Genomic DNA, 15,271 nt, shown 5'->3' with positions numbered 1-15,271 from the left:
GAAAGGTGGTCGCCAATTGCGTACCTATAAGATAACCCCGCCCCCAGGCTTTTATTACTGTCAAACATTACGCCAGCCGTCCGTTTCACCCTTTTTTGGCTTCCGCCAAATTCAGCATTTCTTGCGCATGATGCAATGTTTTTTCTGTAATTTCCACACCACCGAGCATACGTGCCAACTCTTTCACTCGGCCTTCCTCGGACAGCGATTCCACTTGAGTCATCGTGCGTCCGTCGTAAACATGTTTCTCGATCAAATACTGATGATCCGCCATACAAGCTACTTGTGGCAAGTGTGTTATTGAGAATACTTGACACGTCGAAGACAGACGATGAAGCTTCTCCGCAATGGATTGTGCCGCCCGGCCGCTAACCCCTGTATCCACCTCGTCAAAAATCAATACCGGAATGCGGTCATGACGAGCAAATATGCTCTTCATCGCTAGCATGATTCTGGATAATTCTCCGCCTGAAGCGATTTTACCTAGTGGCCGAAGAGGCTCACCCGGGTTAGGGGAGATCAGAAATTCCGCATTGTCGGCCCCTTGGCGGCTGAACCTGATACGGCGTCCATTCCATTCAATGCCCTTTGGATCTTCAGCAGGCACGATCTGAACACGCAGTGACGTGCGTTCCATCTGCAGATCCTTGAGCTCACTTTCGACCTGAGCAGCCAGTTCCTCCGCACATTGTTTACGCACTTTACTTAGCTCCTCAGCCGATTCCATCACAAGCACAAGCAGTTTGTCACGCTCCGTACGAAGCTTCTCCAAACGCTCATCTTTGTTCTCTAGCTGGTCGGTCTCATGACTAATCTGTTCATAATAATTCAAAATGAGTTCTACGCTATCTCCATATTTGCGTCTTAGTCCAGAGATCAGATTTAATCGTTGCTCCACCTCTTCCAGTCTGCCGGGATTAAATTCGATTCGCTCCCGGTAATCCCGCAGTTGAAAGGTGACGTCTTCCAATTGATAAAAAGCAGACTGTAGTTGCTCTACAATCGGCTGCAATCTTTTGCTGTCATATCCAGAGATATCCTCAATTTGGGATAACGCAATGCTTATCGCTTCTAATCCGCGTTGTCCACTCAGTAAATCGTATGCACCCGAAACACTGTCCATCATTTTCTCGCTATGGGATAGTTTGACCCGTTCTTCGCCAAGTAATTCATCTTCCCCTTGGGTAAGACCAGCCGCAGCGATTTCTTCCAGTTGAAAACGGTACATATCAAGAAGTTGGTAAGCCCGCTGGCTTGACTCTTGTAGCGCCCGCAATTCCTTCTCAGCTGCAATAAATTTGCTGTAGCGCTCCTGGTATTTAGCTTTGACGGGGCCGATTATATCGGAGCCATACGTATCCAGCAACCCGAGATGACTTTCTGCACGAAGCAGACTCTGATGCTCATGTTGACCGTGAATGTTGATCAGCTTCTCGCCCACTTCGCGTAGCATTGTCAAATTCACAAGCTGTCCGTTAATCCGTGATGTACTTTTACCCTGCGTGTTCAATTCACGCCGAATCACCAGATGTTCCTCGGGCTCACAGTGAATACCCAGCTGCTCCAGCGTATTCCACACCGGATGACTAGGCTCCATCTCAAACAGCGCTTCCATCTCTGCTTTGTCACATCCGTACCGAATCAGATCTGCTGAACTCCGTCCTCCCGCTATCAAGCCGAGAGCATCGATGATAATGGATTTACCTGCACCGGTTTCCCCAGACAACACATGAAATCCCGGATGAAAGACCACATCGACTTCTTCCACCACGGCGAGATTGCGAATTGATAATGTAACTAACATCTGCAAAAACACCTCCGGCTGATTTAAGCAATATATCCCATGATGCGCTCAATGACAGTGACGCTGTTGTCTTCTGTACGGCAAATAATAAGGATCGTATCATCTCCACAGATCGTGCCCATCACTTCAGTCCACTCGATATTGTCAAGCAATGCTGCAATGGAGTTCGCTGTTCCCGGCAAACATTTCATCACTACAAGATTGTTGGTGTGATCAATGTGCAGGAAATTATCCACGAGCGCGCGCTTAAGCTTTTGAATCGGATTATAGCGCTGATCGGTTGGCAATGAATATTTATATCGTCCATCATCCATTGGAATTTTGATTAAAAGAAGCTCTTTGATGTCCCGCGATACCGTTGCCTGTGTCACCTGAAAACCCGCTTGTCGCAATGCTTCAACCAGATCATCCTGGGTCTCTATTTCATTTTGGCTAATTATTTCACGAATCTTGATATGTCGTTGTCCTTTCATACATGCCTCCAATTAAAAATGTATTGCAAAGATGCAGTCCTGACCTTTAATGCAATGCTGTATCATGCCATATTTCAAACTTATTATATATTAATCCAGATCCTCTCCATCATACACGTCTTCTTGATAATCCATAAGCCTGATTACCATTATATCGGAATCATCCAGATCTACATAAAGCAATCCTTCACATCCAGGGTACAATAATAAATAGGGAAGAAAGCGATCCCTTATAGCAGGTCCGCTTCGTTCAAGCGGTTGCCTGCGACGGGAAGTTTTGACTAGATACCTTGCATCCTGCCGCTCAGCAACATAATCAATAAACAACCTGCTGTATAAAACGGAATTATCGGCCTCAAAGGCTAAAGGTACTTTCATTTTCCCGCCAATCACGTCGTATCCATTTGCCTCAAGTAAAGTCAGAGCAGGAGAATCTTGAATGTTTTCATTAAGTCTCAACTCGGCAAAGCTTACCGGAATCGGACGATTCAGCCAGCTACGCAGTCCGAGAAACAACCATACGATTAAACAGACAGCAAACACACCAATAACGATTGTGTCATATTGACCCTCCATTACCGCTCACCTCAGTGATATATTCGAGATCGAACACCCGTTTTCCTTTGTCCCAAAATATCTTTCCAGCGAAAAGAAACCCATCCTATGATGAGTTTCCCGTAAAAGTATGAGCGGCTTCTTTGGCGACCTGCTCTGCAAGTGCATCAAGTGAAGCCTCGTCGTTCTCTGGTTGTGCGGCCTCTGGTGCTTCCAGACGCCAGTGTGCGAGAAATTCGATATTCCCCTCCCCACCCGTTATCGGTGAGAAGGTCAGGCCTTTCAGGTTTAATCCAAGTTGACTGGCAAAATGAAGCATGGTCTGCAATACATCCTTGTGCACCTTCGGGTCTCGGACAACACCTGATTTACCCACTTTATCTCGTCCCGCCTCAAACTGTGGTTTAATTAGAGCCACAATATCCGCAGGCCGTTGCAACAGAGCCAGAAGCGGCGGAAGTATAATTCGCAAGGAAATAAAGGATACGTCAATGCTTGCAAAGTTTGGCACAGGTCCACTCAGATCTTCAGGCGTGACGTAACGGAAATTCGTACGTTCCATCACGGTGACCCGCTCATCATTACGCAGTGACCAGTCCAGTTGATTATACCCCACATCAATGGCGTATACATGGGATGCGCCATGTTGAAGAGCACAATCCGTAAAACCACCAGTGGATGAACCGATATCCAACATGACAAGATCATTCATATTCAGGTTGAAATGACGAATCGCTTTTTCAAGCTTTAGTCCACCTCTGCCTACATAAGGATGCACTGAACCTTTTACCTTCAGCTGAGCATCCCTTGGAATTTTCATGCCTGCTTTTTCAATCGGTTCATTATTGGCATACACAAGTCCAGCCATAATCGCAGCTTTTGCCTTCTCACGGCTTTCGTAGTAGCCCTGTTCCACCAGCAGCACATCGATTCGTTCTTTCGGGAGTGACATGTCTATCTCCTATCCGCTAATCATTCTAATGTTAGGAAGGGAAACGTGTTTTGGACATTCCGTATGAAGATTGAACGGCCATTTTACGCAATTCGGCACTTACATTCTCCACCGTGAGACCAACCTCTTCACGTTGTTCCTTGATGCTGCCATGTTCGATAAATCGATCAGGAATGCCCATCAGATGCACATGAACATCATGTATACCTTGTTCAGCATAGAATTCCAACACCGCACTTCCCATGCTGCCTGCCTGCGAGGTTTCTTCGAGCACAATCAGCTTTGTTCCACGGACAGCCAGATCACGAAGCATCTGTTCATCCAATGGTTTGAGGAAACGAGCATTGATAACTCCAGTATTTATCCCTTCCCGTTTCACCGTATCTGCTACTTCTTCAGCCAGCTGAACCATGGAACCTGAGGCGATAATCGCGTATCCTTCACCTGGACGTAGCTGTTCCCAGGAACCAATTGGAATCGGAACTAACACATCGTCCATTGGTACGCCAACCACATTGTTACGCGGGTAACGATACGCAATCGGACCTTCGTTATAATCTAGCGCCGTTTTCATCATATGGCGCAGTTCATTCTCATCTTTTGGCATCATAAGTACGATATTCGGAATGTGACGCATAAACGCAACATCGTATACTCCCTGATGTGTCTCACCGTCAGGTCCAACAAATCCAGCGCGGTCAATTGCAAATATAACATTTGCATTGTGACGACAGATGTCGTGAACGATCTGATCATATGCACGTTGCATGAACGTAGAGTATACCGCATAAACCGGTTTTAACCCTTCCATGGCCAGTGCCGCACACATCGTAGCTGCATGCTGTTCTGCGATCCCCACATCAATCATGCGATCCGGAAACTCTTTGCTGAAAGGAATTAGACCTGAACCTGTAGGCATTGCAGGTGTAACCGCAACGATACGTTTATCCTCTTTCGCTAGTTCAACGAGCGTCTGACCGAATACTTCGGTGTACATCGGTTTTCCAACGGCTTTGAGCACTTGACCTGATTCAATTTTATATGGCGAAATTCCGTGCCACTTATGCGAATCTGCCTCGGCAGGCTGATAACCTTTGCCTTTGGTTGTAAGCACATGGACCATTACAGGACCATCCACATTGTCAGCCTGTTTGAAAGCCTCAATCAGTTGCGGGATGTCATGCCCGTCAATCGGGCCCAAATACGTGAAACCCAGTTCTTCAAAAAGAACACCAGGAACCATCATATATTTGACACTATCCTTAATCCAGCTCGCCGATTTCGCCAGACGATCACCAATGGCCGGAATTTTTTTGAGAATACCTTCCACATCATCTTTAGCTTTCAAGTAATGACGATCTGAACGAATTTTACTCAAGTATTTATGCATGGCTCCCACATTGGGTGCGATAGACATCTCATTATCATTGAGAATAACCATCAGCTTACGCTGTTCATGTCCGATATGGTTCAGTGCTTCAAACGCCATACCGCCTGTAAGCGCTCCGTCTCCAATGATGGCGATAACCTGGTTATCCTCACCTTTCAGATCACGAGCCATAGCCATACCCATGGCAGCAGACAATGAAGTACTACTGTGTCCGGCTTCCCATACATCATGTTCACTTTCGTTCCGTTTGACAAATCCGCATAATCCGTTCTGTTGACGCAACGTATCAAAGCGATCCATCCGCCCCGTCAAAACTTTATGCACATAAGCCTGGTGTCCCACATCAAAAATCATTTTATCCGTTGGACTGTTGTAGCAGTAGTGCAGGGCCACGGTGAGCTCAACCACTCCTAAGTTCGGTGCAAGATGCCCGCCTGTAGCAGACAGCTTCTCAATCAGAAACTGGCGGATCTCTGCCGACAAAAGGACAAGATCATCCTGGGACATCACCTTTAGATCACTGGGTTGTTTAATTTGTGGAAGCAGCACGAGAATCTCCCCGCTTTCCTAGAATGTTGTTGTTTATTAGATATATATCATTTATTGAGTGTAATGGATTGAATAACATTGAATCATTATACCATAAATGAACAAGAATCATAATTTACAGACCGCTTCAGCCGATCAAGAGTCGTTCGCTTACGATTCATATCCGAAGCTCTATAATTATGTATTCTCCAATCATTGAAAGAAGCTTTCGTCTCGTTTATTGGCATAAAGAAGCCATTACTATCATTACACTGTTCATTTCACATTGAATCAGCCGCCTAAGTTAAATGTTAATGGTCACGGCTCATCAGATAATCGGCAATCTCCATTAACCTTGAAGCATCCGGCAATTGCGCTCGTTCAAGTGCATCTTTAGCGGATTGTGTGAGGGATTTCACTTCTGCAACGGAAGCTTCCATTCCGATAAAGTACGGATAAGTTACCTTCTGCTGATTCACGTCACTTTGCGTTTTTTTCCCCATCTTCTGCTCGTCACCCGTCAGGTCTAAAATGTCATCCTGAATCTGGAATGCGAGTCCTAAATCCCGCCCAAATACACTCAGCGCCTCCAACTGTCCTTCTGTAGCCCCGCCGATGCGAGCACCTGCAAGGAGGGAGAAGACCATCAGATCACCTGTTTTATGCAGATGAATATATTGAAGCTGAGACAAATCGGTCAACCCTTGCTCGCCTTCCATATCAGCAACCTGGCCACCAACCATGCCTCTGGCTCCTGCAAGTTCAGCTAAATCCTGAACAATAGCTAACAGAGCATCAGCATTCACTCCGCTTTGACGTCCTGTCTGAACAATGCTGTAGAAAGCGTGGGTCAGCAGTGCATCTCCCGCAAGAATGGCTGTCGCTTCGCCATATACTTTGTGATTCGTTAATTTTCCCCTACGATAATCATCATTATCCATCGCAGGCAAGTCGTCGTGGATCAACGAATACGTATGAACCATCTCCACGGCGCAGGCTACCGGCATCGCAGCTGTACGCTCCGCGCCGAAGGCTTCCGCCGCAGCAACGACCAGAAGTGGACGAAGGCGTTTACCTCCAGCCATTAATGAATACTGCATCGATTCCGTGAGCGAACGAGGTATATCCCAATGCTCGGGAAGGGTGTGTTTCAGCGCTTCCGTAACATCTCCAGTTACTTCCTGAAGGTACGCTTCGAATGAAAGACGGTTACTCATTGATCTCACCGCTCTCATCGTCAGCCGTGCCAAAAGGCTTCTTGCGAAGCTCCCCATCTTCTTCTACGATCATCTCGATCTTACGTTCCACTTGTTCCAGCTTCAGGCCACATAACTGGGAAAGTTTCATTCCGCGCTGAAACAAATCAATCGCTTGCTCCAGAGGAACATCTCCATGCTCCAGCTGACCTACGATGTCTTCTAATGCCGCCATTGCCTCTTCAAAATTCAGTTCCGGTTCATTCGCCATGGATGTTGTTGTCCTCCTTCATTCCCCAGACCTGACAGTCCAGCTGTCCGTCCGCTAATTTGATCTTCACCGAGTCGCCCGGCTGTACATCATTTATGGATTTAATCAATTGCTGTTCCTGCTCATCGTAGACAAGACTATAACCACGTGACATTACCTTCAGCGGACTGAGTGCATCGAGATGCCTTACCAGTGACTTCCACTGTTGTTGCTTGCTACGTGTAATTGATCTCATCGCAAGTTCAAGTTGCTTACGAGCGGCTGCATTATCCCGGCGTGCTGTATTCACTTGTTCCCGAGGATTAAACCGCTGTAAAGCTGTCCGCAACCGTTCTTGTTTTTCTCCCGTCCATTTCATTCGTGTATCCACACTTCGTTGCAAGCGTTGATGTAACATATCCAGACGTTCTGTATGCTGCATCAACGTTCTGCGCGGATGCACCAGCACGGGGGAGCGCTGAAGACGATTTAGGCGTTCACGATGATATACGGCACGTTGCTTCAGACTGTTCTGTAACTGGCGCTGTCTTCGTGCAATCTGTTCCATCAGCTCTGCACGATTCGGCACAGCAAGTTCCGCTGCCGCTGTTGGTGTCGCAGCACGTAAATCGGAAGCAAAGTCTGCAATCGTAAAGTCCGTTTCATGACCAACCGCAGAGATCACTGGAATGGTTGAAGCTGCTATGGCTCGAGCTACAATTTCTTCATTAAAAGCCCACAGTTCTTCGAGTGATCCACCGCCCCGTCCTACAATAAGCACATCTGCTTCAGCCATATGGTTAAAGTTGTTTATTGCCTTGACGATGGATGGTGCAGCCCCTTTGCCTTGAACAAGCACCGGGTACAATACAACTTTAGCCGATGGATACCTTCGTTGCAGTGTGATTATAATGTCACGAACAGCCGCTCCTGTAGGAGATGTTACAACACCAATCGTTTGTGGATAACTTGGGATGGGTCTTTTGCGAGCAGGAGAGAACAATCCTTCGTCCTCCAGTTTCTTTTTCAGCTGCTCATAAGCCAGATATAGACTGCCTATACCATCTGGCTGCATATGTGTCGCATAAAATTGATACTGCCCGTCGCGTTCATATACCGAAACGTTACCACGCGCAATAACCCTTGCACCCTCCTTCGGTACAAAGGGTAAACGCTGATTATGCGATGCAAACATGATGGATTTAATCCGACTGTCCTTGTCCTTTAATGTAAAATACATGTGGCCGCTGGAGTGATGCGTGAAATTGGATATCTCTCCGCGCAGCCAGACGTCCGACAGAACCTGATCCGATTCCAGTTTCATCCGGATATATCGGTTCAGGTCTTTGATAGAGTAAATTTTTTGCTCTGCCACAGACAGTTACCTAGGCCAATCCGTGAGCGCGTTTTGCCGCGATCAAAGTGTTCTGCATCAGCATGGTGATCGTCATTGGACCCACGCCGCCGGGAACAGGTGTAATTGGGCCAGAGACTTCTTTTACACTTTCAAAATCTACATCCCCCGCGAGTTTTCCGTTATCCAAACGATTCATGCCGACATCGATCACAACAGCGCCTGGTTTAACATAATCGGCATCCACAAAATTGGCACGACCGATCGCTACGACCAGAATATCCGCTTGACGTGTAATTTCTTTCATATTAGCCGTACGGGAATGACACATCGTTACGGTTGCATTTTCACGTTGCAATAACAAGGACACCGGTTTACCTACAATGTTACTACGACCGATAACGACAGCGTGTTTACCGGACATTTCCAGACCCGTGCGTTTAATTAATTCAATGACACCGGCAGGTGTACACGGGAGCAAGCTGTCATCACCGATAACCAAATTCCCCACATTCACTGGGTGGAATCCATCTACGTCTTTATCTACAGCAATCGCATCGATTACCGCTTTCTCTTCAATGTGGCTCGGCAGTGGAAGCTGCACAAGAATACCATTGATGGACTTCTGATTGTTCAGCTTGTCCACGAGAGCTAGCAAATCCGCTTGCGATGTACTTGCATCCAACCGATGTACTTCAGAGTAAAAGCCGAGGTCATGACATGCTTTTTCCTTATTACGCACATAAACTTGAGAAGCCGGATCTTCCCCCACGAGCACAACAGCCAGACCCGGTACTACTCCCTGTTCGCTTAGTTGTTTTACTTCTGCGGTCATGCTTGCGCGGAGCTCTTGGGATACTTCTTTACCGTTAATAATAGATGCTGTCATTGTACTCTCTCCCTTATATGAACATATATTAGATAAAACGATCTAGATACATCCTTACAGAAAAGCTGGCTTGTCTACTCTACTCCATCAGAAAGTTCCCTTAGGATAATTTTTGCTTGATGCTATCCACTTCCTGAATCATGCGGCCAAGAACACCATTGACGAACTTGCCTGATTCATCTGTACCAAAATACTTCGACAATTCAATCGCTTCGTTGACAGAAACTTTGGCTGGTACATCATCACGGAATACCATCTCATAGGTGGACAAGCGCAAAATTTGGCGGTCTACACGTGACAAACGGCTCAGCTGCCAGCCTTTCAAATAGTCCACAAGCAAACCATCAATCGCTTCCTTATGCCCCCACGCACCTTGCACCATTTCGGTAACGTAGCTACGCATTTTTTCTTCATCACGGATTTCAACTTCCGTTTCATTTTCCTCAGCCGCTTCATTAATCAGCATATTTACCGCTTCAGACGCGCTTACTTCATTCATTTCCATCTGATACAGACTCTGTACTGCAATTTCCCTTGCCAAACGTCTTTTCATGTCCTGCCTCCTGCAGCGCTCATTCCCGAGCGTCATCATGCTTATTTTAAAATTCAAGAAACCACTTCATTACCCTATACAGGATACCCATGGCTCCTCTCTGATATTGCGTTCTCTTTTCACAAAAAAACCTGCAACACGTTTCCTCCAAAAATCGGGCAACTCAAACTACAGTTCTATTTTCGGAAGAAACATATTGCAGGGTTCTGATAGGCTTATTTGAACGGACGCCAGCGATCTCCAAGCCATTGTCGTAACTCTCCCCAAGGGATGAACGAGCCTAGCTTCTCATCGCTTCGTCTGCCAAATGTATACCCGATGAACACCAAAAGTGCAAAGAACAACATATCCCAAAAACCGATCCAAACATAAAGAAATCCCAATAAAATACCAAAGGCAACGCCTAGAATACGTCCCTTGTAGCTATCCCAAAGCTCTTTCCACAACATCAGTGAAACTCACCTCATTCCACGCGACTCTTGTAGTTAGGCGACTGGGTCACATTAGCGATATATACGGTTACAAAAGAAACAGGAATTCCTGTAATCTCTTGCACATGATCATGTATCGCCTTTTGCAGATCCGTAGTCAGCGCCGGAATAGGTGTCTCCCCATCCACAACAGCCCGAATCTTAATCTCCAGTCCTGACTCCACCACACGGATGCGCGCTTTGACGTCACGTACTCCACGAAAACGGGAAGTAGCCTTCAAACAGAGATTTTCAATTGTCTCCATTGAAATCTGAACATCCCCGAACTCGGTACGTTGATCCACAGAAGGTAACGAGCCACGCTCGCGGCGAATCGAGATGTAGAAAAAACGTAAACTCAGGACAAACAAAATCGCTGCCGCGACAATTGACGCAACAATAACATTTTGTTCCTGCTGGTAATTCAATTCGTATGGCAGCACACCGCTAATCAGTAAGATTACCGCTGCCGATATTGCTCCTACGCTTATGCTGTATATAAACAACAGAAGCCGATCCAGTATTTTAGCCACGAACTGCACAGCCTCCCTTGCTCACTCACATTGCTTAACTGCTGAAAAGCTTAACGTTGATCACCTTGTCCGTCTCAAGTGCATAACGAAAGACCCGTCCAAGACGGGATAACCCCCGACAGAAGTGCCGGGGGAAATCTGTCTTATTATTTTACACGTTGCGTGTTCAGGTCGATCTCTTCCACCTTTTCAGCACTCTTGAATTGAACGTCATGAATGTGAACATTCACTTCATTTACGTTCAATCCTGTCATGTTTTCAATGGAGCGCTTCACGTTTTGTTGGATTTCAGTAGCAACCTGCGGCAAACGGTATCCATATTCAATAATAACGGAAACATCCACTGCAGCTTCGCGTTGACCTACTTCAACCTTAACTCCTTTTGAAAGGTTTTTGCGGCCGAGCAATTCCGCGAATCCACCTGCGAATCCACCGCTCATCCCAGCTACTCCTTTAACTTCCACAGTTGCAAGTCCAGCAATCACTTCGATAACTTCAGGTGCGATCTGGATTTCACCGATATCCGTGCGTTCAAATTCTGTCGGTAGTGTACTCATAAATGTTCAACACACCTTTCGCGAGATAAGTTTGCGGCCATCCGTCAGGGTGCCGGTTCATTTTCACAACACTCAGAACCCTTCCGGTCCGGCTTTACCGGAGCTCCTGCAACCATCCGCTAGAAGGCGGGCTTATCCGATGCAGGAGACATGCGCTCTTATTATTACATACTATATCATTTGGGCTAGATTATGACAAACAAGTCCAATATGACTGTTAAATCTCGTTTTCCTCGAGAAATTTAATATCAAAATCTCCGCGAATAAACGTTGGATGCTCCAGAAGTTTCTGATGGAAAGGAATCGTTGTTGAGATGCCTTCAATCGCGAATTCTGCCAAAGCACGCTTCATTTTGGCGATCGCTTCATCACGAGTTGCGCCCCAAACGATCAATTTTGCAATCATGGAGTCATAGAATGGTGAGATTGTGTAACCAGGATACGCTGCGCTGTCCACCCGAACTCCAGGGCCACCCGGTGCAAGGTAAAAACCAATCTTGCCTGGTGCAGGCATAAAGTTACGGTCAGGATCTTCAGCGTTAATTCGGCATTCAATGGACCATCCGTTAATAACCACATCTTCCTGACGGAAAGATAACGGATTACCTTCGGCAACAGAGATCATTTCACGGATCAGATCGACACCCGTTACCATCTCGGTAACCGGATGTTCAACCTGAATACGAGTATTCATCTCCATAAAGTAGAACTCCCCGTTTGGACTTAGAAGGAATTCCAGTGTACCGGCTCCGGAGTAATTCACCGCAAGTGCAGCTCGCACAGCAGCTTCTCCCATGAGCGTACGGACTTCCTCGTTGATCACAGGACACGGTGCTTCCTCAACAAGCTTCTGACGACGGCGCTGAACCGAACAATCACGCTCGCCAAGATGCACGGCATTGCCGTGTTTGTCAGCCATAATCTGAATTTCAACGTGCTTCATGCCTGTCAGGAATTTCTCCAGATACACACCGGCGTTCCCGAATGCTTTCTGAGCTTCCTGCTGTGCAGCCGTGATTTGTTTTACCAATTGCTCTTCGTTTTCAGCGATCCGAATCCCTTTACCCCCACCACCAGCGGTAGCTTTGATAATGACAGGATACCCGATATCACGTCCAATCATAATCGCTTCTTCGGTAGTTTCCACAAGGCCGTCTGATCCAGGAATAACAGGTACGCCTGCATCCTTCATCGTCTGTTTCGCTACAGCCTTGTCACCCATCTTGGTAATAGCTTCCGGTGAAGGACCAATGAATGTAATGTTGCAGGAATCACAGATTTCCGCAAAATCAGCATTCTCGGCCAAGAAACCGTATCCAGGGTGGATGGCGTCACATTCCGTCAAAGTAGCTACACTCATCAGGTTAGTAAAGTTAAGATAACTGTCTTTAGACAGTGTTGGTCCGATACAGTAGGCCTCGTCTGCAAGACGGACATGCAAGGAATCTTTGTCCGCTTCCGAGTAAACAGCCACTGTCGAAATGCCAAGCTCGCGGCAGGCACGAATAATGCGCACAGCAATCTCACCACGATTGGCAATCAATATTTTATGGAATTTCATTTCGTCTTTGTCCTCCTTCGAAGCTCATGCGGTTGCTATAAACCTGTAAACCGTTATTCCGGTTTTACCAGGAACAGAGGCTGTCCGTATTCGACAAGCTGTCCATTTTCAACCAGCACTTCAACGATTTCTCCCTTGATGTCCGCATCAAGCTCGTTCATCAGTTTCATGGCTTCGATGATGCATACCGTTGTTTTCTCAACAACTTTATCACCCACACTCACAAAAGAACCAGCTTCCGGTGAGGAAGCTCTGTAAAATGTACCTACCATCGGAGATACAATTTTATGTAAATGACTTGTTGTATCGGCTTGCGGGGCAGCCTCGCTAACCACTGCGGTAGCAGCAGGTTGCACCTGAGGAGCAGCAATCACTTGCGGTTGTACGGCAGCAGCCTGTACGAACTCCGTTTTACCTGGTTTGCGAATCGACAAACGTGATCCTTCATTTTCAATTTCCAATTCCTGAACAGAACTTTCATCAACCAACTTGATCAGTTCTTTAATTTCGCTCAATTTAAACATTTCCATTATTCACTCCTTCGGCATCATGCCAGTCTCACGAGGACGGTCATATGGCTTTTAGTATTATATCATAATCATTAAAAATGGAAAGAGCCCGAGAGTCGAACAGGCTCCCGGGGCTTCCTTATCACATTTCCGATTACTGTTCTGTGACATATTGCACGCTGATTTTGTTCTGTGATACAGACAATTCTTTCATAACCAGATCAACAATAGAAACCGCCTGTTTAACGTCAAGTTTGTCACTCAGAACCACCACTTTATACTTGTCAGCCTCTTCTTGAACGACTGCATTTGCGAATTGCTGGGAAAGTGTCTCTTCAATGCCTGTAATTTTGGCTTCTTTATCTTCAAGTACCCGGAGCTGTTCTGTTGCTTTTGCATTTTCTTCCGGTGTTTTACTAAGATCACCTGCAATAGTCATCAATTCCTCGTACTTACGGTTGTTACTCTCTTCACGCTGCCACTGGTAATTCTGGAACTGACTGCTTGCCGACACAGCCGTATTTTGCTGTTCCATCTCTTTCAGCACTTCTTCATCCGTTTTAGCAGCAGTCCCCTCTGTTTCCCCTTCCGTTCCTGGGGTAGTCACCGCTCCTTTTTCCACACTAGTTTCTGACTTTTGATCCGTTTCTCCTTCTTTGCTGCCTGGTTCAGTAGCAGGTGTTTTTTCTGCGCTTCCCGCTTCCTTACCTTCTGCGCCAGTTGTGTTTTCGGCCGGGCTCGCCGCACCGGAATCACCCTTAATCTCTCCGCTGTTCACGACCTCGTTGATCACCAGACCTTCTGTTGGATCAAGAATACCAGCGGTTTCCTTTGCCTCGCCTTGTTTCATCGCATCTACTTGCTGACTGTCAGCTACAGGGGGATTAACGGGCCCGGAATCTTCAGTAAAGAGATAATAGGCGGACAAGATAACCATTAGACTCAGCATGGAAACCAGCCATATTGTTTGACGTTTGTTATTCATTTAGAAGTTCCTCCTCAAAAATAGGGTTGATTCTGACAACACATCTCTTCTTATCGTCATTCAAAGCTTTAATCCTGTTTGCGCGGAACAACCGAGATCCGGTAAGCCGCTACGTTCAAACCTTTTTCAACGGCATCTGTAATGAGGTCCTTCACAACCTTGTTCTCTGCACCTTTTGCCACCACCAGCACTCCGCGGATTTGCGGTTTCAGCTTTTTCGTGACAATGGGTGTCTGATCCCCTGATAATTCGTACGTAATGATCTCACCGTCACGGGTATATTGCGTCATATGCCGTTTACCGCCATTGGCATCCGTCTCTTCGGTAAGCTGCTGTGAATCTTTGACGTTCCGCTGCACCACGAGTTCTTCCGTAGAATCCACGGTAACCATCACATCCACAGTGCCTACACCAACGATATTTTCCAACACGCCTTTGATCTTGTCTTCGAATGCTATTTCAATCGCCTGAAAAGGGTTTTCTTCCAACAAACCATTTTGCATAGTCGACATGGAAGTAGCTTGTTCTGGTGGTTCACGACCGATGTTTTCAGAATCGATCTTTTTGACGTTGACAAAGGAATTAAAGAGCATGATGCCCACACCGATCAGTCCCAAAATGATTAACCACCGTAAGGTTTGACTGCGCTTCGCACCGCCTTCACCGCCACCCATCCAGCTTTCCAGCTTTTTGAACCAGTGTTTCATCGGAT

The 15,271-nt window shown here is 46.5% G+C and carries 17 protein-coding genes; all 17 read right to left on the bottom strand.

Annotated features, from left to right (window positions below; translation table 11 throughout):
- Positions 1–85: 85 nt before the first annotated feature.
- Positions 86–1,804: a DNA repair protein RecN gene (recN, locus tag J2T16_RS12880; protein ID WP_090922495.1), complete on the bottom strand. Its 1,719-nt coding sequence runs from the start codon at positions 1,802–1,804 to the stop codon at positions 86–88.
- 23 nt (positions 1,805–1,827) lie between these two features.
- Positions 1,828–2,277, bottom strand: a complete 450-nt coding sequence (ahrC, locus tag J2T16_RS12875; RefSeq protein ID WP_090922497.1) for a transcriptional regulator AhrC/ArgR — start codon at positions 2,275–2,277, stop codon at positions 1,828–1,830.
- Positions 2,278–2,367: 90 nt separating this feature from the next.
- On the bottom strand, positions 2,368–2,853 hold the full coding sequence (locus J2T16_RS12870; protein ID WP_154888456.1) for a hypothetical protein: 486 nt from the start codon (positions 2,851–2,853) through the stop codon (positions 2,368–2,370).
- A gap of 85 nt (positions 2,854–2,938) precedes the next feature.
- The gene (locus tag J2T16_RS12865; protein ID WP_154957657.1) at positions 2,939–3,784 is read right to left on the bottom strand and encodes a TlyA family RNA methyltransferase; all 846 of its coding nucleotides are present in this window, start codon (positions 3,782–3,784) and stop codon (positions 2,939–2,941) included.
- 31 nt (positions 3,785–3,815) lie between these two features.
- Entirely contained in the window at positions 3,816–5,723 is a 1,908-nt protein-coding gene (dxs, locus tag J2T16_RS12860) for a 1-deoxy-D-xylulose-5-phosphate synthase (protein WP_154888452.1), read from the bottom strand.
- Between the two features lie 290 nt (positions 5,724–6,013).
- Positions 6,014–6,919 (bottom strand): polyprenyl synthetase family protein, encoded by a 906-nt coding sequence (locus J2T16_RS12855; protein WP_418792650.1) that lies wholly within the window; start codon positions 6,917–6,919, stop codon positions 6,014–6,016.
- Positions 6,912–7,169, bottom strand: coding sequence for an exodeoxyribonuclease VII small subunit (xseB, locus tag J2T16_RS12850; RefSeq protein WP_221788521.1), 258 nt, complete (start codon positions 7,167–7,169; stop codon positions 6,912–6,914). The genes J2T16_RS12855 and xseB overlap by 8 nt, the downstream gene beginning before the upstream one ends.
- Positions 7,159–8,523, bottom strand: a complete 1,365-nt coding sequence (gene xseA / locus J2T16_RS12845) for an exodeoxyribonuclease VII large subunit (RefSeq protein ID WP_221788520.1) — start codon at positions 8,521–8,523, stop codon at positions 7,159–7,161. Before xseA ends, xseB begins: the two co-directional genes overlap by 11 nt.
- 10 nt (positions 8,524–8,533) lie before the next feature.
- Positions 8,534–9,391: a bifunctional methylenetetrahydrofolate dehydrogenase/methenyltetrahydrofolate cyclohydrolase FolD gene (folD, locus tag J2T16_RS12840; RefSeq protein ID WP_090922511.1), complete on the bottom strand. Its 858-nt coding sequence runs from the start codon at positions 9,389–9,391 to the stop codon at positions 8,534–8,536.
- A 100-nt stretch (positions 9,392–9,491) separates the two neighbouring features.
- Positions 9,492–9,944, bottom strand: a complete 453-nt coding sequence (gene nusB, locus J2T16_RS12835) for a transcription antitermination factor NusB (protein ID WP_154888448.1) — start codon at positions 9,942–9,944, stop codon at positions 9,492–9,494.
- A 215-nt stretch (positions 9,945–10,159) separates the two neighbouring features.
- Positions 10,160–10,393, bottom strand: coding sequence for a DUF2273 domain-containing protein (locus J2T16_RS12830; RefSeq protein WP_090922515.1), 234 nt, complete (start codon positions 10,391–10,393; stop codon positions 10,160–10,162).
- A 14-nt stretch (positions 10,394–10,407) separates the two neighbouring features.
- A complete protein-coding gene (amaP, locus tag J2T16_RS12825) occupies positions 10,408–10,947 on the bottom strand; it encodes an alkaline shock response membrane anchor protein AmaP (protein WP_090922517.1) in 540 nt (179 codons plus the stop codon).
- A 146-nt stretch (positions 10,948–11,093) separates the two neighbouring features.
- Positions 11,094–11,504, bottom strand: a complete 411-nt coding sequence (locus tag J2T16_RS12820; RefSeq protein WP_090922519.1) for an Asp23/Gls24 family envelope stress response protein — start codon at positions 11,502–11,504, stop codon at positions 11,094–11,096.
- Between the two features lie 217 nt (positions 11,505–11,721).
- Entirely contained in the window at positions 11,722–13,065 is a 1,344-nt protein-coding gene (accC, locus tag J2T16_RS12815; protein WP_090922521.1) for an acetyl-CoA carboxylase biotin carboxylase subunit, read from the bottom strand.
- 53 nt (positions 13,066–13,118) lie between these two features.
- Entirely contained in the window at positions 13,119–13,589 is a 471-nt protein-coding gene (accB, locus tag J2T16_RS12810) for an acetyl-CoA carboxylase biotin carboxyl carrier protein (RefSeq protein ID WP_090922713.1), read from the bottom strand.
- Positions 13,590–13,728: 139 nt separating this feature from the next.
- A complete protein-coding gene (locus J2T16_RS12805) occupies positions 13,729–14,559 on the bottom strand; it encodes a SpoIIIAH-like family protein (protein ID WP_221788519.1) in 831 nt (276 codons plus the stop codon).
- A 68-nt stretch (positions 14,560–14,627) separates the two neighbouring features.
- Positions 14,628–15,266, bottom strand: coding sequence for a stage III sporulation protein AG (spoIIIAG, locus tag J2T16_RS12800; RefSeq protein ID WP_221788518.1), 639 nt, complete (start codon positions 15,264–15,266; stop codon positions 14,628–14,630).
- Positions 15,267–15,271 lie beyond the last annotated feature (5 nt).

This window comes from Paenibacillus intestini (assembly GCF_030803945.1).
Lineage (GTDB): Bacteria > Bacillota > Bacilli > Paenibacillales > Paenibacillaceae > Paenibacillus > Paenibacillus polysaccharolyticus.
Note: the sequence above shows the minus strand (reverse complement) of the source record. Positions and strands in the feature narration are given on the sequence as shown.

Bases quoted from the DNA above. Each gene is read 5' to 3' on its own strand.
- J2T16_RS12865 (WP_154957657.1), bottom strand. From the start codon at position 3,784: ATGTCACTCCCGAAAGAACGAATCGATGTGCTGCTGGTGGAACAGGGC.
- J2T16_RS12830 (WP_090922515.1), bottom strand. From the start codon at position 10,393: ATGTTGTGGAAAGAGCTTTGGGATAGCTACAAGGGACGTATTCTAGGC.
- recN (WP_090922495.1), bottom strand. From the start codon at position 1,804: ATGTTAGTTACATTATCAATTCGCAATCTCGCCGTGGTGGAAGAAGTC.
- J2T16_RS12870 (WP_154888456.1), bottom strand. From the start codon at position 2,853: ATGGAGGGTCAATATGACACAATCGTTATTGGTGTGTTTGCTGTCTGT.
- J2T16_RS12805 (WP_221788519.1), bottom strand. From the start codon at position 14,559: ATGAATAACAAACGTCAAACAATATGGCTGGTTTCCATGCTGAGTCTA.
- J2T16_RS12855 (WP_418792650.1), bottom strand. From the start codon at position 6,919: ATGAGTAACCGTCTTTCATTCGAAGCGTACCTTCAGGAAGTAACTGGA.
- nusB (WP_154888448.1), bottom strand. From the start codon at position 9,944: ATGAAAAGACGTTTGGCAAGGGAAATTGCAGTACAGAGTCTGTATCAG.
- xseB (WP_221788521.1), bottom strand. From the start codon at position 7,169: ATGGCGAATGAACCGGAACTGAATTTTGAAGAGGCAATGGCGGCATTA.
- folD (WP_090922511.1), bottom strand. From the start codon at position 9,391: ATGACAGCATCTATTATTAACGGTAAAGAAGTATCCCAAGAGCTCCGC.
- accC (WP_090922521.1), bottom strand. From the start codon at position 13,065: ATGAAATTCCATAAAATATTGATTGCCAATCGTGGTGAGATTGCTGTG.
- accB (WP_090922713.1), bottom strand. From the start codon at position 13,589: ATGTTTAAATTGAGCGAAATTAAAGAACTGATCAAGTTGGTTGATGAA.
- ahrC (WP_090922497.1), bottom strand. From the start codon at position 2,277: ATGAAAGGACAACGACATATCAAGATTCGTGAAATAATTAGCCAAAAT.
- spoIIIAG (WP_221788518.1), bottom strand. From the start codon at position 15,266: ATGAAACACTGGTTCAAAAAGCTGGAAAGCTGGATGGGTGGCGGTGAA.
- J2T16_RS12820 (WP_090922519.1), bottom strand. From the start codon at position 11,504: ATGAGTACACTACCGACAGAATTTGAACGCACGGATATCGGTGAAATC.